This window comes from Chenggangzhangella methanolivorans, assembly GCF_042648545.1.
In the GTDB taxonomy this organism is placed as follows: Bacteria; Pseudomonadota; Alphaproteobacteria; order Rhizobiales; family Methylopilaceae; genus Methylopila; species Methylopila methanolivorans.
Window position 1 is genome coordinate 182,473 of record NZ_JBHRXS010000006.1, and the last position, 20,650, is coordinate 203,122.

General features: G+C 70.2%; 15 protein-coding genes. 9 read left to right on the plus strand and 6 right to left on the minus strand.

Features of this window, described 5'->3' with window-relative positions; all coding sequences use genetic code 11:
* Positions 1-195: 195 nt before the first annotated feature.
* From ACFOWB_RS12080 to ACFOWB_RS12110, 7 genes are all read left to right on the plus strand, one after another.
* On the plus strand, positions 196-1,932 hold the full coding sequence (locus ACFOWB_RS12080; RefSeq protein ID WP_378147509.1) for a S8 family serine peptidase: 1,737 nt from the start codon (positions 196-198) through the stop codon (positions 1,930-1,932).
* Positions 1,933-2,074: 142 nt separating this feature from the next.
* On the plus strand, positions 2,075-2,575 hold the full coding sequence (locus ACFOWB_RS12085) for a sigma-70 family RNA polymerase sigma factor (RefSeq protein ID WP_261405825.1): 501 nt from the start codon (positions 2,075-2,077) through the stop codon (positions 2,573-2,575).
* On the plus strand, positions 2,572-3,276 hold the full coding sequence (locus ACFOWB_RS12090; protein ID WP_378147511.1) for a hypothetical protein: 705 nt from the start codon (positions 2,572-2,574) through the stop codon (positions 3,274-3,276). Before ACFOWB_RS12085 ends, ACFOWB_RS12090 begins: the two co-directional genes overlap by 4 nt.
* Positions 3,277-3,337: 61 nt before the next feature.
* A complete protein-coding gene (locus ACFOWB_RS12095; RefSeq protein WP_261402481.1) occupies positions 3,338-3,640 on the plus strand; it encodes an FAD assembly factor SdhE in 303 nt (100 codons plus the stop codon).
* A 161-nt stretch (positions 3,641-3,801) separates the two neighbouring features.
* The gene (mfd, locus tag ACFOWB_RS12100; protein WP_261402482.1) at positions 3,802-7,314 is read left to right on the plus strand and encodes a transcription-repair coupling factor; all 3,513 of its coding nucleotides are present in this window, start codon (positions 3,802-3,804) and stop codon (positions 7,312-7,314) included.
* A 119-nt stretch (positions 7,315-7,433) separates the two neighbouring features.
* On the plus strand, positions 7,434-9,563 hold the full coding sequence (locus ACFOWB_RS12105) for a hypothetical protein (RefSeq protein WP_261402483.1): 2,130 nt from the start codon (positions 7,434-7,436) through the stop codon (positions 9,561-9,563).
* Positions 9,564-9,895: 332 nt separating this feature from the next.
* Complete coding sequence (locus ACFOWB_RS12110; RefSeq protein WP_378147514.1) at positions 9,896-12,025, plus strand: hypothetical protein; 2,130 nt, start codon at positions 9,896-9,898, stop codon at positions 12,023-12,025.
* Between the two features lie 56 nt (positions 12,026-12,081).
* Here the strand turns inward: ACFOWB_RS12110 and ACFOWB_RS12115 are convergent, their stop codons facing one another.
* The 3 genes from ACFOWB_RS12115 to ACFOWB_RS12125 all read right to left on the minus strand — a co-directional run bounded on the left by ACFOWB_RS12115 (position 12,082) and on the right by ACFOWB_RS12125 (position 16,200).
* Positions 12,082-12,744: a DsbA family oxidoreductase gene (locus tag ACFOWB_RS12115; protein ID WP_261402485.1), complete on the minus strand. Its 663-nt coding sequence runs from the start codon at positions 12,742-12,744 to the stop codon at positions 12,082-12,084.
* A gap of 78 nt (positions 12,745-12,822) precedes the next feature.
* Positions 12,823-14,325, minus strand: a complete 1,503-nt coding sequence (locus tag ACFOWB_RS12120) for an AMP-binding protein (RefSeq protein WP_378147517.1) — start codon at positions 14,323-14,325, stop codon at positions 12,823-12,825.
* 30 nt (positions 14,326-14,355) lie between these two features.
* Complete coding sequence (locus ACFOWB_RS12125) at positions 14,356-16,200, minus strand: extracellular solute-binding protein (RefSeq protein ID WP_378147519.1); 1,845 nt, start codon at positions 16,198-16,200, stop codon at positions 14,356-14,358.
* Between the two features lie 259 nt (positions 16,201-16,459).
* On the opposite strand from ACFOWB_RS12125, the gene ACFOWB_RS12130 reads away from it, so the two are divergent.
* On the plus strand, positions 16,460-17,182 hold the full coding sequence (locus tag ACFOWB_RS12130) for an invasion associated locus B family protein (RefSeq protein WP_378147521.1): 723 nt from the start codon (positions 16,460-16,462) through the stop codon (positions 17,180-17,182).
* Positions 17,183-17,438: 256 nt separating this feature from the next.
* Here the strand turns inward: ACFOWB_RS12130 and hspQ are convergent, their stop codons facing one another.
* Both hspQ and ACFOWB_RS12140 read right to left on the minus strand, forming a co-directional pair.
* Positions 17,439-17,774 (minus strand): heat shock protein HspQ, encoded by a 336-nt coding sequence (gene hspQ, locus ACFOWB_RS12135; protein ID WP_261402488.1) that lies wholly within the window; start codon positions 17,772-17,774, stop codon positions 17,439-17,441.
* A gap of 119 nt (positions 17,775-17,893) precedes the next feature.
* Positions 17,894-18,937 carry an HpcH/HpaI aldolase/citrate lyase family protein gene (locus tag ACFOWB_RS12140; protein WP_261402489.1) on the minus strand — a complete coding sequence of 348 codons (1,044 nt, stop codon included), beginning with the start codon at positions 18,935-18,937 and terminating at the stop codon, positions 17,894-17,896.
* Positions 18,938-19,094: 157 nt separating this feature from the next.
* Here ACFOWB_RS12140 and ACFOWB_RS12145 point away from each other — a divergent pair, with 157 nt between their 5' ends.
* Positions 19,095-19,454, plus strand: a complete 360-nt coding sequence (locus ACFOWB_RS12145) for a hypothetical protein (protein ID WP_261402490.1) — start codon at positions 19,095-19,097, stop codon at positions 19,452-19,454.
* Between the two features lie 12 nt (positions 19,455-19,466).
* Here ACFOWB_RS12145 and ACFOWB_RS12150 read toward each other — a convergent pair whose 3' ends face one another.
* A complete protein-coding gene (locus ACFOWB_RS12150; protein WP_261402491.1) occupies positions 19,467-20,642 on the minus strand; it encodes a UbiH/UbiF family hydroxylase in 1,176 nt (391 codons plus the stop codon).
* Between the last annotated feature and the right edge of the window lie 8 nt (positions 20,643-20,650).

The window sequence follows — 20,650 nt, forward strand, 5'->3', positions numbered from 1 at the left end:
TGGGCGGCTCGAACCTTTCGGCGTCGCGATGCGACCAAGGAGGTTGGGACGCCAGCGCGAGCAACCGCCAAGTCGAACGACGGCCAAAGCTTGCGTTGACGCCCCGCGGGCGCTGTGGCCAAGATCGCCGCAGGGTCGCTTGTTGAAATTGATCTGATGATCAGCGGTGGTAAGCGCCGCCGTGGGGATAGGCTCATGACATCGTCCGGCAGCGCCCGCCGTCCGTCGCGCTCCAGCCGCGCAGCCGCGGCGTCCTTGGTTTCCGCGCTCGCGATCGCGCTCGCCGTGGCGCCGCTTCCCGCGCTCGCCCAGTCGCGCGGCGACAAGGGCTACGACCGCGTGGCGCGGCCCGGAAAGCATCGCGGCGGCGGAGGAGGCGGGGTCGGCGCAGGGATCGCGGGCGCGATCATCGGCATCGGGGCCGGGCTCCTCATCGAACATGCGCGCGCCAAAGCGGCCGAGCGCGAGGAGATCGTCGAGGAAGAGGTAGAGCGTCCCCGCAGGCGGCCTGAGCGCCCGAAGACGGAGAAGCCAAGGCCCGAACGGCCGAAGGTCGTGCGCGCGACGCCCGAGGATCTCGGGCCGTCGCCGAAGCGGAAGGTGGAGCCCAAAAAGCCCGAGCCCAAGGTCGCGCGCCAGACGCCGCCGAAGGACCGCGCCCCGAGGTCCGCCGACCGCAACCGCCCGCCGGCTCCTCCCTCGGGCGCGGCTCCGCTCGTTCCGGCCGGGTCCGCCGCGGCGCTTGCGGCCAACGGCGCGACGAGGGCGCCGGACGAGGTGCTGTGCGAGATCCGCGTCGGCACGCCCGATCCGGAGATCGTCGCGATCGGCCGGCGCCAGGGGCTGGAGCGGCTGTCGATCGAGCGGTTCGCGCTGACGGGAACCACCGTCGTCAGATATCGCATCCGCAATGGCCGCCCGGTCGACGCGGCGATCTCAGGTCTCGAGCGCGAGCCGGCCGTCGCGAGCGCGCAGCCCAACCACATCTACCAGCTCAGCCAGCAGGCGAATTCGGCTCTGATCTCCACCCAATACTCGGTCGCCATGATGCGGCTCGAGGACGCCCATCGCGAGGCGACCGGCGAAGGCGTCGGCATCGCGGTGATCGACTCCGCGATCGATCCGAACCATCCGGCGCTGAGAGGCGCGGTGGTCGAGACCTTCGATCCGATCGGCGGCCAGGCGCGGCCCCATTCCCACGGCACGGCGGTCGCGGCGCTCGCGGCGGGCCGGGGCGCGCTCATGAGCCCGGCGCCGCGCGCCGGCATCTATGCGGTCCGCGCCTTCGCGCCCGAGCAGGCGGCGAAGTCCGGCGCCCAGGGCACGACCATGCACATCCTGCGCGGGCTCGACTGGGCCGCCGGCCGGGGCGTCAAGGTGGTGAACATGAGCTTCGCGGGACCAAGGGACGCCAAGATCTCCGAATTCATCGCGGCCGGCGCTGCCAAGGGGGCGATCTATGTCGCGGCCGCCGGCAACGCCGGCCCGTCGTCGCCGCCGCTTTATCCCGCGGCCGATCCGAACGTGATCGCGGTCACGGCGGTCGACGCCCGCAACGACCTGCTTCCGGTCGCCAACCGCGGACCGCATCTCAGCGTGGCGGCGCCGGGCGTCGACGTGCTGGTCGCGGCGCCCGGCGGCGGCTACGGCTATCTCAGCGGAACCTCGATGGCGTCCGCGGAAGTCGCCGGCCTCGTCGCCCTCATGGTCGAGGCCAAGCCCGGCCTTGCCGCCTGGCAGGCCCGGGCCGCGCTCGTGGGGTCGGCGCGCGATCTCGGCGCGCCGGGGCCTGACGCCGAGTTCGGCGCAGGCCTTGCGGACGCGCGGGGCGCGCTCGACGCGCTTGGCGAGCCTGGCGCGGACGCCGTCGCCGAAGCGCCGGCGGCCTCCGGCCAGACGGCGGCCGCAGCCGAGCTTGCGGAGCGTCCGTGACCTCGACGCGCATGGAAAATCCGCGTCGCGTCGAACCTTTCGCGCTCTCCGCGCGACACACTTCCGAACCGCGGCGCGCGCCGTGACGGAGGTCTCGGACGACGTCCTCATCCAGCGCATCGCGGGCGGCGACAGGGCCGCGATGCGGACGCTGTACGGGCGCCATTCCACGCGCGTGCTGCGCTTCCTCATCCGGCTCGTCCGCGACCAGTCACGGGCGGAGGATCTGATGAGCGACGCGTTTTTCGACGTCTGGCGGCAGGCCTCGCGCTTCGAGGGGAGGTCGAGCGTCTCGACCTGGATCCTCTCGATCGCGCGGTTCAAGGCGCTGTCGTCCATGAGGAGGCCGGGCGAGCGCGAGCTCGAATCCGAGATCGCCGAGGCGGTCGAGGACGAGGCCGACACGCCCGAGGTCGTGGCGCAGAAGGCCAGCAAGGCCGAAGCGCTGCGGCGCTGCCTCGGCCAGCTTTCGGCCGAGCATCGCGAAGTGGTCGACCTCGTCTATTATCACGAGCGAAGCGTCGAGGAGGCGAGCCAGATCCTCGGCGTGCCCGCCGCGACCGTGAAGACCCGCATGTTCTACGCCCGCAAGCGCCTCGCCGAACTGATGGCCGCCGCCGGCCTCGAAAGGGGCTGGCCATGAGCGCGGAGAGAACCGGCGCCGACAAGACCGGCCGCGGACCCGCCCATGAGGTCGACCTGCTCGCTCCCTGGGCCGCGATCGACCGTCTCGACGCGGCCGACATGGCGGCGCTCGAACGCCTGATCGCCGACGAGCCTGAGCTCGGGCGGCGGCTGGAGTTCGCGCTGGAGGAGCGCGACGAGACCATCGCGCTCAACGAGGCGCTGCCTGTCCCCTCCAACGCCGCGCGCGAAAAACTGTTCGCGTCGATCGACGCCCATCAGGCGTCGCGCGCCCCGAAGGCCGCCGGCGCGATGCGCTGGTTTTCGGCGCGGATCGCCGCGCTCTCGCCGCAGACGCTCGCCTGGGGCGCGGCCGCGGCGGCGCTCGTGATCTTCGCGCAGGCCGGCATCATCGGCGGATCGTTTCTCGGAGGGGTGGAGGAGAGCGGCTCGACCTATCAGACCGCCTCCGACGGCTCGGCCTCGCAAGCCGCCGCGGGCCCGACGGCGCTGGTCTCGTTCCAGCCGTCCGCGACCGCGGCCGCCGTCGAGGCGGCGCTGCGGGAGGCCGGCGCGGAGATCGTCGGCGGACCGAAGCCCGGCGGCGTGTTCGTGATCCGCGTCGCCGGCGCCACGACGCCGGACGAGCTCGAGCCCTCGCTCAAGCGCCTGCGCGGCCATGCCGACGTGGTGAAGTTTGCGGCTCCCGGCGGACAGTAGGGCTGACAGGCCCGCCTCCGGTTGCTAGGAGGCGGGTCCGATCCCCATATCGGCGCTCAAGATGACAGGCACCACACGTACCGGCGAAGGCCTCGACGCCGACCGTCGCCGCGCCCTCTACCGTTCTTGGCGGCGCGGCACGCGCGAAATGGACCTTCTGATGGGCCGGTTCGCCGACGCCGAGATCGATCGCTTCACTCCGGAAGAGTTTTCGCAGTTCGAGGCTCTGATCGAGGTCCAGGACCGCGACCTGTTCGCCTGGATCGCAAATAAGGAAGCACTTCCGGAGAGTTACGACACGGAAGTGTTCCGGCGTCTCAAGGCCTTTCACGAGGCGTTCCCGACGACGGAACACATCGGGTAGCGCCGCCGCTCTTGTCCCGGCCGTGAGCCGGGACCCAGAACCGATGCGGCTGAAGCCAAGTCCGATCGCGCCGTTTTCTTCGGACGCGGCAACGTTTATGGGTCCCGGCTCAAGGCTGGGACAAGGCGTACGCGCTTTCGGCGCATGACATTGACGACCAGATGACCCTGAAGCTCCCAGCCCTTCTCGAACTTCGGCCCGCCACCGTCGGAAACGTTCCCGACGGCTTCGACGCCCTCGTGGTGGCGGACCTCGCCCGCGCGCTCTCGGCCAAGGCCCACGACGCGCAGGGCGTGCTGCATGTCTCGCGCGACGCCTCGCGGATGGCGGCGCTCGAGCGGGCGCTCGCCTTCATGGCCCCGGACGTCGAGCGGCTGACCTTTCCGAACTGGGACTGCCAGCCCTACGATCGCGTCTCGCCCAACGCCGCGATCGTCGCCGCCCGCACCACGACGCTCGCGCGCCTCGCCGGCTCGCGCGGCGGCGAGAAGCCGCGCGTGGTGCTGACGACGGTCGGCGCAGCCGTGCAGCGCGTCGCGGCGCCCGACGCGGTCGCGCGGCAGAGCTTCTCGGCCGCGCCCGGCAACGTCGTCGACCTGAAGACGCTCGCCGACTGGCTCGAGACCAACGGTTTCATGCGCGCCTCCACAGTCCGCGACTACGGCGAATACGCCATCCGGGGCGGCATCGTGGACCTTTTTCCGGCCGGCCACGCCGAGCCGATCCGGCTCGACTTCTTCGGCGACACGCTCGAATCCATCCGCCCCTTCGATCCGGAGACCCAGCGCTCCACCGGGCAGCTGCGCGCGCTCGATCTCGTGCCGATGTCCGAGGTGCAACTGACCTCGGAGACCATCCGCCGGTTCCGGCAGGCCTATACGGCGACCTTCGGCGTGGCGGGGCGCGACGATCAGCTTTATGCGGCGGTGAGCGAGGGCAGGCGCTATCCGGGCATGGAGCATTGGATGCCGCTGTTCCACGAGCGGCTCGCGACCATCTTCGATCACCTGCCGCAGGCGCGCGTGGTTCTCGATCCGCTGCTCGACGACGCGGCCGGCGAACGCCTCGCCCAGATCGCCGATTATCACGAGGCCCGCGCCGAGGCGTTGAAGCACGACAAGTCCGGCGCGACCTACAAGCCGCTTCCCGCGGACGCTCTTTATCTTGCGCCGAAGGAATGGAAGGAGCGGCTCGACGAAACCGCGCCGATCCGGCTGACGCCGTTCTCGCTGCCCGAGGACCGCTTCGGGCGCGTGTTCGACGCCGGCGCCCGTGGGGGCCGCAGCTTCGCGGCGGAGCGCGCCGACGAGAGCGCCAACGTGTTCGACGCGGTGGTGGCGCATATCAAGGCGCTGAAAGACGACAGGAAGCGCGTCGTCGTCGCCGCCTGGACCGACGGCGCGCGCGAGCGCCTCGGCACGGTGCTCGGCGATCACGGCCTCGCCGCCACCCGGCCCGTCGGCAGCTGGCGCGACGCGATGGCGCTGCCGCCGGACGCGGTCGCCCTCGGCGTTCTCGGGATCGAGCAGGGGTTCGAGACCGACGACGTCGCGGTGGTGGCCGAGCAGGACGTTCTCGGCGACCGCCTCGCGCGCGGGCCGAAAAAGAAGAAGCGCGCGCAGGACTATCTGACCGAGGCCGCGGGCCTCGCGCCGGGCGACCTCGTGGTCCATGTCGACCACGGCATCGGGCGCTTCGTGGGCCTGAAGACCATCGAAGCCGCAGGCGCGCCGCATGACTGCGTCGAGCTGCATTACGCCAATTCCGACAAGCTGTTTCTCCCCGTGGAGAACATCGAGCTCTTGTCGCGCTACGGCTCGGAGGACACCGAGGCCCAGCTCGACAAGCTCGGCGGCGTCGGCTGGCAGGGCCGCAAGGCCAAGCTCAAGAACCGCATCCGCGAGATGGCGGGCGAGCTCATCAAGATCGCGGCCGCGCGCATGACCAAGGAGGCGCCGCGTGCCACGCCGCCGGAAGGCCTTTACGACGAGTTCGCGGCGCGCTTCCCCTATGACGAGACCGAGGACCAGCAGGCCGCGATCGACGCCGTGTTCGACGATCTGGCGGCCGGGCGCCCGATGGATCGCCTCGTCTGCGGCGACGTCGGCTTCGGCAAGACCGAGGTGGCGCTGCGCGCGGCCTTCGTGGTGGCGATGACCGGCCGGCAGGTCGCCGTGGTGGTGCCGACGACGCTGCTGTCGCGCCAGCATTTCCGCACCTTCGCCGAGCGCTTCCGCGGCTTGCCGCTGAAGGTCGCGCACGCCTCGCGCTTCGTCACGCAGAAGGAGCTGAACGAGACCAAGAAGGGGCTCGCCTCCGGCGACATCGACATCGTGGTCGGCACGCACGCGCTTTTGGGCAAGACCATCGAGTTCAAGGATCTCGGCCTCGTCATCGTCGACGAGGAGCAGCATTTCGGCGTGGCGCACAAGGAGCGGATGAAGACCCTGCGCTCCGAGGTCCATGTGCTGACGCTCAGCGCGACCCCGATCCCGCGCACGCTGCAGCTCGCCATGACGGGCGTGCGCGAGCTGTCGATGATCGCGACGCCCCCGGTCGACCGCCTCGCGGTCCGCAGCTTCGTCGCGCCGTTCGATCCGCTGATCGTGCGCGAGGCGCTGCTGCGTGAGCGCTACCGCTCCGGCCAGTCGTTCTTCGTCTGCCCGCGCATCGAGGACATCGCGGACGCCCGAACCTTCCTCGCCTCCGAGGTCCCGGAGGTGAAGGTCGGGGTCGCGCATGGCCAGATGCCCGCGACCGAGCTCGAGAAGGTCATGACCGACTTCTACGAGGGCCAGTTCGACGTGCTGCTCTCGACCGCGATCGTGGAGTCCGGCCTCGACATCCCCAACGCCAACACGCTGGTGGTCTGGCGCGCGGACATGTTCGGCCTGGCCGCGCTCTACCAGCTGCGCGGCCGCGTCGGTCGCGCCAAGACGCGCGCCTATGCGCTCTTCACGGTCCCGGCCAACAAGACCATGACGGTCAACGCCGAGCGCCGCCTCAAGGTGCTGCAGTCGCTCGAAGGGCTCGGGGCCGGCTTCCAGCTGGCGAGCCACGACCTCGACATCCGCGGCGCGGGCAACCTGCTGGGCGAGGAGCAGTCGGGCCACATCCGGGAAGTGGGCTACGAGCTCTACCAGCAGATGCTCGCCGACGCCGTCGAGGCGCTGAAGGAGGGCGGCGAACAGGTGTTCGACGACCGCTGGTCGCCGCAGATCACGCTCGGCTCGCCGGTGATGATCCCGGAGGAGTATGTCGGCGACCTCGCGGTGCGCCTCTCGCTTTACCGCCGCCTCGCCGACATCGACGACGACGAGACGCTGGAGGCCTTCGCGGCCGAGCTCACCGATCGCTTCGGCCCCGCGCCTTCGGAGGTCAAGCAGCTGCTCGAGATCGCGGCCATCAAGGCGCTGTGCCGCCGCGCCAACGTCGAGAAGATCGACGCCGGCCCGAAGGGCGTGGTGCTGAGCTTCCGCGAGAACTCCTTCGCCAATCCGGACGGCCTCGTGATGCACATCGCGCGCGAGGAGGGGCCGAACGCGAAGGTGCGGCCGGACATGAAGGTCGTGTTCAAGCGCGAATGGGCGAGCGTGAACGCGCGCCTGAAGGGCTCGGCCAAGCTGCTCCGCGACCTCGTGAAGATCGCCGAAGCGCCGCGAAAGGCTGCTTAAGGCGCGTCTGCTGGTCGTTAAGGACGAGGCAGTGGTTTCATCGTAGCCTGCGCGCCGGGTTTCGCGCGCCGGCTCTCGCAGGGGGAGGTCGGCTCGGAAATCCGCGGGGATTTCGAGACATGGCGTTTGGATTGAGCTTCCACCCGTCGACGCTTCTCGCGGCGGCGATCTCGCTTGTGGCCGCCACCTGCGCGCAGGCGGCCACGGGACCCAACGAGGTCGCGACCGGCAGCTACAAGTTCCTCGCCCGCGACGAGCCGCTGGTGACGAACGACCGCAAGGTCGATCTCTGGGCCGAGGTCTACCGGCCGGCGCGGCTCGGCGCGAAGCCGGCGCCGCTCGTGGTCTTCCTCCACGGCAACCACTCGACCTGCGGACGGTTCGACAAGGACCTCGGCGTGCGCGTCGACGACCGGAGCGACTACACCGACACCGGCGAATGCCCGAAGGGCTACGTCGTCACCCCGAACCATCTCGGCTACGGCTATCTCGCCGAGGAGCTCGCCTCCTGGGGCTATGTCGTGGTCTCGATCAACGCCAATCGCGGCGTGACGGCAGGCGACCCGGCGCCGGGCGACTTCGGCCTCAACCTCATGCGAGGCAGGCTGGTCCTGCGCCATCTCGCGCTGCTGTCGGCCTGGAGCCGCGGAACCGGCGACCTCTCGCCTCCGAAGTCGCTCGGCTTCGACCCGCGCGGCGCGCTCGACTTCCGGCAGGTCGGCCTGATGGGCCACAGCCGCGGCGGCGAAGGCGTGCGCGCGGCGCTCGTCCAGTTCGGCGACGAGGGCAGCCCGTTCCCCGCGCTCATCGGCGACCTGAAGATCCGGTCGATCTTCGAGATCGGCCCGGTGGACGGGCAGACCGACCGCGTGCTCGACGCCAAGGGCGTCAACAGCATGATCCTGCTGCCGGCCTGCGACGGCGACGTCTACAACCTTCAGGGCATGAAGGTGTTCGACCGCGCCGTCACCCGCAAGGCGGACGACGACCGGAAGAACGCCATCCACGGCACGATCGCGGTCTGGGGCGCCAACCACAACGCCTACAACACCGAATGGCTGACCACGGATTCGCGCGGCTGCCATGGCTCCAAGCGGCTGTTTGAAGCCGTCGGCCGTTCGGCGCGGCAGGAGGCGACCGCGCTCGGCACGCTGGTCCCGTTCTTTCGCGCGACGGTCGGCCCCGACGCGGACGCCGACCGCGCGGCGCTGTTCGATCCGAACGTGACGCTGCCCAAAAGCCTAAAGTCGATCACGGCCTATGACCGCGGCTATCTGCCCGGCCCGATCGACAGCCAGACCCGGGTTCTCGAGAGCTTCAACAGGCGGACCGGCGTGAGCGACTCCCGCCTTCCGACCGAGACCGTGGGCGTTTCCGCGGTCCACGGGCCGGCGAGCTTCGAGCATGATCCGTCGGTGCGCGCGGCCTTCGTCGACCTCACCCAGGGCGTTTCGGGCGATCGCTATTTCCAGACCAACCTGTCGGCCGACGGGCTCGACCTGTCGGCGTTCAAGACCTTCGCGTTCCGCGTCTCGCTGACCTGCTTCGACGGCATCTGCGCGCGCGACTCGGCGGGGAGCCAGCTGGACTTCGCGGTGGCGCTCGTGACCGAGGGCGGGACGCTGTCCAAGGCGCTCAGCGTCGCGGATCGGGTCAAGCTCCGTCGTCCGGTCGGCCCGAAGGGCTTCGAGGAGCTGCACTCCACGCTCTACACGGCGGAGATTCCGCTCAAGGCGTTCGGTCTCTCAAAGACCGCCAAGGTCACCGGCGTGCGCTTCATCTTCGAGCCCGGCCAGAGGGGGAAGCTGTACCTCTCGGCCCTGACCGTCTCGAAATTCAAGGCGGCGCCCGCCGGCGCGGCGCGCTCGTCGGACGCCGCCGACGCGCCCGAGCTGATCGTCGCGGCTTCCGACGAGATCCGGATCCCGGCCGCCACGCCCGGCGGGGACGGCAATGCGATGAAGATCGTGCGCCGCCCCGCTGGCGCGCCCGCGGACGGCTCGCAGGCGCGCTCAGGCGGCGTCGACATCGTGTTGAGCTCGAAGCGCTTCTTCCCGGTGACGGGCGCGCTCCCGCGGCTCAAGGTCGGCGACCGCACGCTGAGCGGCGGCGAGATCTCCGCCGACGGCGGGACCATCGTGTTCGGCCTGACGGACGGCGAATTCGCCGCGCTCCCGGACGGCGCGGACGTTTCGCTCGACATTCAGGCGAGCTCGCCGACCTGGAGATTCGGGCGTCTCGCGAGGTGACCCGACGCGCCGCCGGCCGAGTGATCAGACCGAACGTGCGAATTCGCCATTTCGAGCTTGAACGTGAGCAACTTCCCGCGGCGCCCAAAAAGGCGTCGTGATCAAGGGATGGGCGCGCCATGCACGATTGTGGCCGACCGCCACATATTCGAGCGCATTGTGGCGATGGGCCATGTGGCAGGTTTGACATCAGGCGAGCCGGCGCCCGCTTTCGAGCGCGCCGGCTGATTGTCGGCTGATTATTTGAGCTTGGCCGCGACGAAAGTCGAAACCTAGCTTCGCGGGCTCGTGATCAGACGATCGCGACCTATCGGAGCAGAAAACCAATGAATGTGGGGCGTTTACTGCGCTGCGCGGCGCTTGCGGCCGTGGCGGCGTTGGGGACTGTCGTCAATGACGCGCAGGCCGTCGAGGGACCCTATGAGGTCCGAACCGGATCCTACATGCTGCCCGGCCGAGACGAGCCGCTGGTGGCGACCGACCGCAAGGTCGACCTCTGGGCGGAGGTCTACAGGCCCAAGACCCTCAAGGGAAAGCCGTTCCCGATCCTCGTGTTTCTCCACGGCAACCACGGCACCTGCGGCACCTATGATCCCGTTCGCCGCGTGCGCGTCGACAACCGGTCGGACTACACCCGCACGGGCGTCTGCCCCGAGAACTACGTCATCACGCCGAACCATCTCGGCTACGCCTATCTCGCCGAAGAGCTCGCCTCCTGGGGCTATGTGGTCGTCTCGATCAACGCCAATCGCGGCGTCACCGCGGGCACGGGCCTCACCGAGGACCGCGGCCTCAACCTGATGCGCGGCCGGCTGATCCTGCGCCATCTCGCGCTTCTGTCGGACTGGAACTCCGGCCGCGGCGACATCGCGCCGCCCAAGACCCTCGGCTTCAAGCCGCTCGGCACGATGGACTTCTCCGAAGTCGGCATCATGGGCCACAGCCGCGGCGGCGAGGGCGCGCGCGCCGCGCTCCAGCAGTTCCGCGACGCCACGAGCCCGTTCCCCGGCCTCATCGGCCCGATGAACATCAAGTCGATCTTCGAGATCGGCCCCGTCGACGGCCAGACCAGCCGGGTGCTCGACGCCAACGGCGTCAACAGCATGATCCTGCTGCCGAGCTGCGACGGCGACGTCTACAATCTCCAGGGCATGAAGGTCTTCGACCGCACCTTCGACCGCGCCGCGCCGTTCGACACGACGCAGGCGTTCCACGGGACGTTCGAGGTGAAGGGCGCCAACCACAACGCCTACAACACCGAATGGCAGACCTCCGATTCTCCCGGCTGCCTCGGCGTCAAGAACCTGTTCCCGGCCGCCGGCTTCTCGAAGGACCAGAAGGCCACCGCGTTCCACACGATGGTGCCGTTCTTCCGCGCCACGGTCGGCAAGAACGCCGACCCCGCTCTCGCCGCGATCTTCGACCCGGCGACCACGCTGCCTGCGACGCTTTCCGACATCACCAAGTACAATCGCGGCTATCTGCCGGGCCCCAACAACGAAAAGACCGAAATGCTGGAGCGCTTCTCGCAGGAGAGCGGCCTCAGCGACTCCGGCGTTCCGACCACTGTGACGGGCGTCACCGTGACGAACCAGCAGGCGAGCTACGAGCACCAGCTCGGCACCCGCGTCGCCCGCGTGACCTGGGACGAAAGCTCGCCGTCCGAGCGCTTCTTCCAGCTCAACTTCGCCGGAAAAGGCCAGAACCTGACGAGCTACAAGACGCTGGCGTTCCGCGCCTCGCTCGGCTGCTTCGCCAACATCTGCAACAAGAAGCAGTCCAAGAAGGGCGAGATGGACTTCACCGTCGCGCTGGTGGCGGCCGACGGCACGCTCTCCAACGAGCTCGCGATGGTGGGCCGCACGCGTCTCAGCCGTCCGGTCGGCCCGGCCTACGGGACGCAGTATCTCCACGAGACGCTCTATACGGTCGAGCTCCCGCTCGAGGACTTCGAGGGCGTGGATCTCGGCGCGGTGGCGGGCGTCCGCTTCACCTTCGAGAAGAAGCGCTCGGGCGTCGTGAACATCGGCACGATCTCGAAGTCCACGCTGCCGGCCGCGACCGGCGACGTGGACCAGGAGCCGGCCATGGCCGAAGCCGAAACGCCTGAAGCGATCCTCACCGCCTCGGCTGCGCCCCGCACCACCGCGGGCGCGGACTCAAACCGCATCCGCATCGTCCGCGCGTCCGGCCCGTCCTCGGCCCGTTCGTCGGGCGGCTCGGGCGACGGCGCGGTCGAGATCGTGCTGAGCACGAAGCGGCCCTTCCCCTTCACGGGCGCGCTTCCGACCCTCACGGTCGGCGGCGAGACCGTCGAGGGCGGCGACATCTCGGTCGACGGCAAGACGATGACGATCTCGGTGCCGGCCAAGGACTTCGCGAAGCTGCCGGATGGCGGCGAGGTCTCGCTGTTCGTCCAGGCCTCTTCGCCGGTCTGGAAGTTCGGCAAGCTCGCCAAGTAAGCGGCGCCGCCGAGCCTGACGAGAGGGCGCGCCTCCTGGCGGAGGCGCGCCCTTTCTTATTCCTCGGTTTCGTCCTCGTCGCCGAGGGCGCGGTCCATCGCCTCGACGAGCACCTCGGGCGGATGCGCGCCCATGACCACCAGCTTGTTCTCGAAGATGAAGCAGGGCACGCCCTCGACGCCGATCGCGCGCGCCCGCTGGATCTCCTCGCGGACGAGCTCGACGTCCTCGTCGCTCTCGAGCCGTTCGCGCAGCGTGTCGGCGTCGAGGCCGGCCTCCTCGGCCGCGCGCTCGATGACGGCGTGGTCCGAGATGTCGTCGCCTTCGGTGAAATAGGCCTCGAACAGCTGCTCGATCAGCGCGCCCTGGGCGACGAGCCCTTCCTCTGCCGCGAAGCGGATCGCCCGGTGGGCGTCGAGGGTGTTGGGCGCGCGCTCGATGTCGGCGAAGAGGAGCGCCAGCCCCTCGTCGCGGCCGACCGCGGCGAGCTGCTCGTGCATGGCGCGCACCTTCTCGTCGTCGCCAAACTTGTTCTCGAGATACTCGGCCCGGTCGAGGCCCTCGGCCGGGATCGTCGGGTCGAGCTGGAACGGCAGCCAGCGCACCACCGCCTCGACGTCCGGCCGGGCGGCGAGCGCCGCCTCGAGCCGCCGCTTGCCGATCCAGCACCAGGGGCAGACGGGATCTGCGAAAACGTCGATCGTAAGGGGTGCGGACATCGCGAAAGGCTCGGCTCAGACTGTAAGAACAGCCGCCGATATGGCCTCTGGCGCGCCTTCGCGAAACCCCTGACGTCGTCAGGCGGTCTTTCGCGCCGGTTCGGCCGCCCGTTCGACCGGCGCGACGGCGGGCCCGAAGCCGGCCGCGTCGAGCGTTTCGGCGGCCGCCGCGGCGTTGTCCGTCGCAGTCCCGGCGAGGGTGAGGCGCGCGCCGAACAGCGGGTCGTCGACAAGCGTCGGCAGGCCCTTCACGCCGGCGCGCCGATAGGCGGACTCGACGTCGGGCATGGCGAGCGCCACGCCCCCGATCTGCGCGACGCCGCGTCGACGCCCGCCGAACGCGACGTGCCCGGCGGCGGGATCGGCGACGGCCGCAAGCCCGGTCTCGACGAAGCCCTGCGGGTCGAAGGCGAGGTCGGGCGCGGCGGGTTGCGAAGGGCAGGGCGCCTGCGGGCAGGCGGGGCCGCGCAGCGCGAGGCGCCCGTCGTCGCCGATCTTGAACTCGATCAGCGGCGCGACGCGCTCGGCCGGCCGCGCGGGGCCGAGCGGCACGGGCGCATGGCGCGTGCGCGTGGGCCGCACCGTGGCGAACATGCCGAGTTCGCCGAACGCGACCGCGTCGACGATCACTGACGCGCCGGGAATGTCGGCGGCGGCGCCGCGCCCGTCCGGCGCGCGCCAGACCGCGACGGCGACGAGCCCCGCCTCGTCGAGGCCGCTGTCGGCGAAGGCCTCGCCGGCGACGCGGCCAGGCAAGGCGATGTGGGTCGCGTCGGCGGCCCGCACGACGTCCTTGAGCGCCGCCGCGGTCGAGACGGGATGGAACGCCGCGCCGGCGCCTGAGAGCAGCCAGGGCACGAGCCCGGTCGCGACGCCCGCGAGACCCGCGAGGTCGAGCGTGGAGACCAGGCTCGAGCCGGCCGTCAGGCGCATCGCGAGGATGGGGCCGAGCGCTGCCGCCGCGAGATCGTTGTGGCTGCGCGCGACCGGCGCGCCGCCGGCCTCGAAGGTGACGACCGCGATGTGGTCGGCGGCGTCCTCCGGCCGGTCGGGCCGGACATGGCGCGCCCCGTCCCGGTCGAAGGCGTGGTCGAGCGGCGTGGCGCCGTCGGGCGCGGGGCCGCCGAAGCAGCCGACGAAGCGGATCGTCTCGAGGCCCGCAGCGATCTCGCACGCGAACTGGGCGAGCGGCGCGCCGCCGCCTTCGACCGGCGCGATCAGCGCGGTCGCGCCGATCGAGGCGAGCGCGGCCGTGATCTCGCGGCGCCGCCAGGCGAGCGGCAGCATCGCGGGCGTGAGGCCGGCGCGCCAGAGCGCGAGGCATGCGAGCGCCGCCTCGGGCGTCGAGCCGAGCTGCACGCCGACCACGGCGTCTTCGCCGAGCGCCCACTCGGCGAAGGTCGCGGCGAGGCCGGATACGGCGCTGTCGACCCCGGTCCAGTCGCCCGAGAACGGCAGGCCGCGCGCCAGCAGCGCGAAGCCGCCCGGCGCGCGGGCGGCGTTCGCGGCCAGGATCTCGTCGAGCGTGCGGTCGCCCGCGGCCGGGTTCGGCAGGCTTGCGGCGAAGGGGGCGAGGCGCATGGGTCTTGTCTCGAAACGCGGGCGCGACCGTCAGCCGGCGGGCGCGCGCCACCAAGTCTCAAGCATGGGCCCGAAAAGTGAGGCGCGCTCGGGCCGATCGAGCGTTTTCCACCGCGCGATCCACGTCTTCTCGAGATGGAACAGCGGCACGACGTAAAAACCCGACAGCAAAACGCGGTCGAGCGCGCGCACGCAGGAGACGAACTCCTCCCGGTCGCGCGCCGCGATCAGCGCGTCGATCATGGCGTCGATCGCCGGCTCCTTGGCGCCCATGTAGTTGCGCTCGCCGGGCGTGTCGGCGGCCGACGATCCCCAGAACTTGCGCTGCTCCATGCCGGGCGAGAGCGAGGCGTACCAGTTGTAGATCACCATATCGAAGTCGTAGGTCTGCATCCGGCGGAACGCCTGGATGCTGTCGACGAGGCGGACCGTGGCGCGCACGCCCACGCGGTCGAGCCCGCGCGCGAAGGCGAGCGAGAGCCGCTCCTGTTCCTTGTTGGAGACGAGGATCTCGAAGCGCATCTGCTCGCCCGAAGAGGTCTCGCGCAGCTCGCCGCGCTGCACCTTCCAGCCGGCCTCCTCGAGCCTTGCGAGCGCGTCCCGGAGCTGGTCGCGGTCGCGGCCCGAGCCGTCGCCGTCGGAGGGGGCCCACTCGCCCTCTAGGATGTCGGCGCGGACGACCCCGGGGAACGGCTTCAGGAGCTCGCGCTCGCGATCGTCGGCCGGCAGGCCCGTCGAGGCGAGTTCGGAGCCCTCGAAATAGCTTCGGGTGCGCGCGGTCGCGCCGCCGAACATGTTGCGGTCGATCCAGGCGTAGTCGAACAGCAGCCCGAGCGCCTCGCGCACACGCTTGTCTGCGAAGGCGGCCTTGCGGCAATTGAACACGAAGGCGTTCATGCCGGCCGGCACGCCGGAGTCGAAGTCTTCCTTCAGCACGTCGCCGCGGCGCACGGCCGGGAAGTCGTATCCGGTGGCCCAGCGCAGCGGGTCGCGCTCCTCGCGGACGTCGATCAAACCTTTCTTGAAGGCTTCGAACATCGAGTTCGCGTCGCGATAGTAGTCGTAGCGGATCTCGTCGAAATTGTTCAGGCCGCGGTTCACGGGCAGGTCCGCGCCCCAGTAGTTCGTGTCGCGGCGGAAGCTGACCGAGCGGCCGGGGTCGACGTTGCTGACCACATAGGGGCCGCTGCCGGTGAGCGGCCGGAAGGTCGTCTCCTCGAACGCCTTGGCGTCGGTGGCGTGCGCCGGCAGCACCGGCATGAGGCCGAGAATCAGCGGCAGCTCGCGGTCGTCGCCCGACAGCTCGAAGCGGACGCGGCGCGGGTTTTCGGCGCTCGCGGACTTCACGCGTCGGTAGTTCGAGCGGAACGTCGGATGACCGCGCTCGCGCAGCAGCTCGAAGGTGAAGAGCACGTCTTCGGCGGTGATGTCCTCGCCGTCTGAGAAACGCGCGCGCGGGTCGATCGTGAAGACCACGTAGCTGCGGTCGTCGGGCGTCTCGATGGTCTGGGCGATCAGCCCGTAGAGCGAGAACGGCTCGTCGTAGTTGCGGGCGAGCAGGCTCTCATAGACGTAGCCGCGCAGCCCTTGCGCCTGCGATCCCTTGTAGGCGTAGGGGTTGAGCGTCTCGAAGCCGCCGAGCCAGCCATAGGTCAGCCGCCCGCCCTTCGGCGCGTCGGGGCGCACATAGGGCAGATGCTCGAAGCCCGGCGGCAGCGCGGGCTCGCCGTGCATCGCGACGCCGTGGCGGTCGGCCGGCGGCGTCTCGGCGGCGCGGCCAAGACGGGGCACCGCGAGCGCGGCCGCAAGCGTCGGCGCGGCCCTCAGGACAGCGCGGCGGGAGAGATTCGGGCCATGGGGTCGGAGCATGGTCATCGATCCACGTGACCCGGCGACGGACGCGATTCGCAACGCCGGAGGCCGAGCTATCACAGCCATATGAGGCGCCAGCCGGGCGGCGACGGCTTCCCAAGGCGCTCATGGGCTCTAACGTCACTGTGTTGCCGCAATTCGACGACAGACAGCCGGTCTCTCTTTCGGAGCGCCCGGCTCCTCGGACGCGCGGTAGGCCCCAAGAGCCGGCGCGCGACGGCCGCGGCCCGTAAGTCGTCCCGACGATAGGAAGGAACGTCGAATGACATTGGGGAAGTTTGCGCGCATCGCCATGATCTCCGCCGCCTTCTGCGTGCCGGCCAGCCATGGCTTCGCGCAGGACGCTAAGCCCGCTGCTCCGGCGGGCGGCGCCCCGGCGGCCGGTCCCGGCCCGATGTCGATGACCCCGCCGGAGCCGCCGCAGCCGAGCTGGGTTAAGATCTGCAACACCGACGAGAAGGCCAAGAAGGAGGTGTGCCTCACCTCCCGGGACGTGCGCACCGACACCGGCCAGAACGTCGCCTCGATCGCGGTCCGCCAGATCTCGGGCGAGCCGAAGAAGTTCTTCCTGGCCGCGGTTCCCCCCGGGCTGCTGATCCAGCCGGGCGTGCGCGTCGCGGTCGACCAGAACTCGCCCGCCAACGGCAAGTACTCGATCTGCTTCCCGAACGCCTGCTACGCCGAAGTCGAGATCAACGACGCCTTCTTCAAGAACATGCAGAAGGGTAAGAACCTCGTCGTCCAGGCCATGAACCAGCAGGCCAAGACGATCAACTTCCCGGTGAGCCTCGACGGCTTCCAGAAGGCGTATGACGGTCCGGCCATGGACCAGAAGGCCTTCGCCGAGGAGCGCAAGGAGCTGAACGACGGCCTCGCCAAGAAGGCGCAGGAAGCCCGCGACAAGCTCCAGGCTCCGGGCAGCGCCCAGGCGCCTGGCAACGCGCCGGCGATGCCGGGCGGCCAGGGCACCGTGAAGACGCAGTAAGGCGTCTCGCCCGATCGCTTTTGAAGACGCCCGGCCGCAAGGCCGGGCGTTTTTCGTATGCGCGAAGGCAGACGTGGAAGGAGGCTGAACGTCGCCGCCCGACGCGCCGCCGACCGTCATCTCTGCCTAGAGCCTGGATTGAAACGCCTTGAAATTCAGGATTTCTCGGCGGCCGGCGACGTTTATTGAGCTCGGGTCAGGCCCGATGTGACGGCGTCAGGCGCAAGAGCCAATCAGTCGATCGCGGTAGCCGCCGTCAGTGCCCAAGATCGCCGCGGAAGCGGTAGGTGCCGTCGTCGAGCCGCTCGAACATCTCGCCCACCTGCGGGTGCCGCACCGGTTCTCCGGTGGTGTCGGCCACGAGGTTCTGCTCCGACACATAGGCCACGTACTCGGTTTCCGAGTTCTCGGCGAACAGGTGGTAGAAGGGCTGGTCCTTGACCGGGCGCACCTCCTCGGGGATCGCCTCCCACCATTCCTCCGTGTTCGAGAACGTCGGATCCACGTCGTAGATCACGCCCCGAAACGGGTAGACGCGGTGATGGACGACCTCGCCGATCCTGAATTTGGCGAGGCGCTGCTCGGGAGCCATGGACGTCTGAAAACCCCGGTTGCGGGAACGGCGGACATGATCTGACCCGCGGCGGCGCGTCAACGCCGCTGCGAGCCGTCTGTCACGTCGCCGTCGGTCCCGCCCTGCGGTTCTCGACGTCAGAAACCGTAGCGTTCTGCGAGCTCAGGCTCGCGCTCGGCGATCTGCTTTGCGAGGTCGACGATGACCTTGGCCTGCTTCCAGGTGGCGTCGTCCTGCATCTTGCCGTCGAGCATCACCGCGCCGGTGCCGTCCGGCATCGCTTCGACGATGCGCTTGGCGAAACGGACTTCCTCGACGTCCGGCGAGAACACGGTCTTGGCGATCTCGACTTGGGAGGGGTGCAGCGTCCAGGCGCCCACGCAGCCCATCAGGAAGGCGTTGCGGAACTGCGCCTCGCAGGCCGGGCCATCGGAGAAGTCGCCGAAGGGCCCGTAGAACGGCTTGATGCCGTTCGCCGCGCAGGCGTCGACCATCTTGGCGATCGTGTAGTGCCAGAGATCCTGCTGGTAGAACGCGCGTGCCTCGCCCTCGGCGCCCTTGTCGACGAGCACGCCGTAGCCCGGATGGCCGCCGCCGACGCGCGTGGTCTTCATGCGCCGCGACGCCGCAAGATCCGCCGGACCGAGGCTCATTCCGTGCATGCGGGGCGAGGCGGCGGCGATCTCCTCGACGTTCATGACGCCCTGCGCGGTCTCGAGGATCGCGTGGATCATGATCGGCCGTTCGATCTTGTTGCGGGCCTCGAGCTGCGCGAGCAGGCGGTCGAGATAGTGGACGTCCCACGAACCCTCGACCTTCGGCAGCATGATGACGTCGAGCTTGTGGCCGACCGCCGAGACGATCTCGATGACGTCGTCGAGCGCCCACGGGCTGTCGAGCGCGTTCATGCGGATCCAGAGGCCGGCGGCGCCGAAGTCGTTGGCCTTGGCCATCTCGATGAAGCCGGAGCGCGCCGCCTCCTTGGCGTCGGCCGGGACCGCGTCCTCGAGATTGCCGAGCACGACGTCGACCTGCTTGGCCAGATCCCCGACGCGGGCGCGGATCTTCTCCACATGCGGCGGCACGAAGTGGATCATCCGCTCGACGCGGACCGGAGGTTCGCGGAACGGAGCCGGCGCGCCGAGCGCGAGGGGACGGTAATAGGCGCTCGGGACGATCATCGCGCTTGGCCTTCTTCCGGGGGACGTCGAATTCGGCCGCACCATCTGCGGCCAGGATGCTGCGGCGCAAGACGTCTTTGGTCGCAACGCGGCGGAGGCGATTGCCGGTCTCTCTGCGCGCAGCCTAAGGTTTGGCTTCCTCACGCGGAGACGAGCCATGAAAGACGCGCGCCTGCCGGCCTACATGCCGGCCAACCTTGCGCCTTCCAGCCTGTCGCAGAGCATCCTGCCCTGGACCTGGGCCCCGCAGTTCACCGGCCTCGGGCTCGGTCAGGTCACGGTCTATGTCGGCCAGTCCTCGAACCCGGACACGGAGCGCGAGATCCTCGACCGGGTCGGCTCCTACGGCCGGCAGCTCGGCCAGATCGGCGACGCGCTCGCGGTGATCATGAAACGGGTCGATCTCTCGGGCCTCAGCGAGGAGGACCAGGACGCGATCGACGAACTGAAGGATCAGCTGTCGGCGATCGCCCGGGTCAAGCGCCGGGCCGCCAGGGCGCGCGCCGCCGCGCGGTGACGGAGCCGGCGGTCAGAACTGCGGGCCGCCCAGAAGCCCCTCGCGCATCACGAAGCGGCGGAGCGGGCCGACGCGCGAGATCGCCGCGAGCCCGAGCCCGCGGGCCGCGTGGAGCGGGGCGAACTCCGTGAGCAGCGAGCGGTTCAGAAGGTCGGTCGCGGCCGTGCGGCTCCAGACGTCGGCCGAGCGCGCCCGCGCATAGGCGCGAAGGCTCGCGTCGCCGCCCGGATCGCGCCCTTCCGCGATCGAGCGCGCGACCACCTTTCCGGCCGCGGCGGCGTCGCGAAAGCCGAGGTTCAGCCCCTGCGCGCCGATCGGCGGCAGAACATGGGCGGCCTCGCCGACGAGCAGCGTGCGGTTCGCCGCGAGTCGTAGCGCGGATCCGATCTCGATGGGGAAGCGCCCGACGCGGCCCTCGACGGTCATCGGGCCGAGCAGCCGTCCGGCGGCTTCGGTCGCCGCACGGCCGAGCTCCTCGGGCGAGAGGCCGGCGAGCCGCTCGGCGCGCTCGGGCTGGCAGGCCCAGACGAGGCTCGATCGCTTGCCCGGAAGAGGCACGAGCGTGAACGGGCCTTCCTCGTAGTGAAGCTCCGTCGAGACGAAGTCGTGCTCGCGCGTGTGGGAGACCGAAAACGCCAGCGCCTCCTGCGGGGCCCTGCGGCTCTTGAGCGTCACGCCTGCGGCCTCGCGCATGAGCGAGCGGCGGCCATCGGCGGCGATCGCGAGCCTCGCCGTGATGGGCGTCCCGTCCGCGGCCTCGATCTCGACCGCGTCCTCGCCCGGACGGCTCGCGGCCGCGGCCTGCGGGACGATTTCGGCGTTCGGCTCGGCCCGGAGCGCTTCCGTCAGGAGCGCGGTGAGGCGGGCGTTGGCGACGTTCCAGCCGAAAGCCTCAAGGCCGAGCTCCTCGGCGTGGAACAGCGCTTCCGGCGCGCGGAAGAGCCGTCGCCCGGCGTCCGCGATCCGGAGCGATTTCAGCGGCGCGGCCTCGCTTGCGAGCGCGTCCCAGACGCGCGCCGCCTTGAGGATCTCGACCGATCCTCCGATCAGCGCCGTGGTGCGCGTGTCGGCGGGGGGAGGGGGCGCGACCAGAACCGTGACCGCGCCGCTCCGCGCGGCGAGCAGCGCGGCGAGCAGGCCAGCCGGTCCGCCGCCCACCACCGCGACGTCACAGGCCTTCGTCGTCATGCTCGGTT

Coding starts and splice junctions, on each gene's coding strand:
- ACFOWB_RS12080 (WP_378147509.1), top strand. CDS start 196: ATGACATCGTCCGGCAGCGCCCGCCGTCCGTCGCGCTCCAGCCGCGCA.
- mfd (WP_261402482.1), top strand. CDS start 3,802: ATGACCCTGAAGCTCCCAGCCCTTCTCGAACTTCGGCCCGCCACCGTC.
- ACFOWB_RS12090 (WP_378147511.1), top strand. CDS start 2,572: ATGAGCGCGGAGAGAACCGGCGCCGACAAGACCGGCCGCGGACCCGCC.
- ACFOWB_RS12085 (WP_261405825.1), top strand. CDS start 2,075: ATGCGGACGCTGTACGGGCGCCATTCCACGCGCGTGCTGCGCTTCCTC.
- ACFOWB_RS12145 (WP_261402490.1), top strand. CDS start 19,095: ATGAAAGACGCGCGCCTGCCGGCCTACATGCCGGCCAACCTTGCGCCT.
- ACFOWB_RS12140 (WP_261402489.1), bottom strand. CDS start 18,937: ATGATCGTCCCGAGCGCCTATTACCGTCCCCTCGCGCTCGGCGCGCCG.
- ACFOWB_RS12130 (WP_378147521.1), top strand. CDS start 16,460: ATGACATTGGGGAAGTTTGCGCGCATCGCCATGATCTCCGCCGCCTTC.
- ACFOWB_RS12125 (WP_378147519.1), bottom strand. CDS start 16,200: ATGACCATGCTCCGACCCCATGGCCCGAATCTCTCCCGCCGCGCTGTC.
- ACFOWB_RS12120 (WP_378147517.1), bottom strand. CDS start 14,325: ATGCGCCTCGCCCCCTTCGCCGCAAGCCTGCCGAACCCGGCCGCGGGC.
- hspQ (WP_261402488.1), bottom strand. CDS start 17,774: ATGGCTCCCGAGCAGCGCCTCGCCAAATTCAGGATCGGCGAGGTCGTC.
- ACFOWB_RS12095 (WP_261402481.1), top strand. CDS start 3,338: ATGACAGGCACCACACGTACCGGCGAAGGCCTCGACGCCGACCGTCGC.
- ACFOWB_RS12150 (WP_261402491.1), bottom strand. CDS start 20,642: ATGACGACGAAGGCCTGTGACGTCGCGGTGGTGGGCGGCGGACCGGCT.
- ACFOWB_RS12105 (WP_261402483.1), top strand. CDS start 7,434: ATGGCGTTTGGATTGAGCTTCCACCCGTCGACGCTTCTCGCGGCGGCG.
- ACFOWB_RS12115 (WP_261402485.1), bottom strand. CDS start 12,744: ATGTCCGCACCCCTTACGATCGACGTTTTCGCAGATCCCGTCTGCCCC.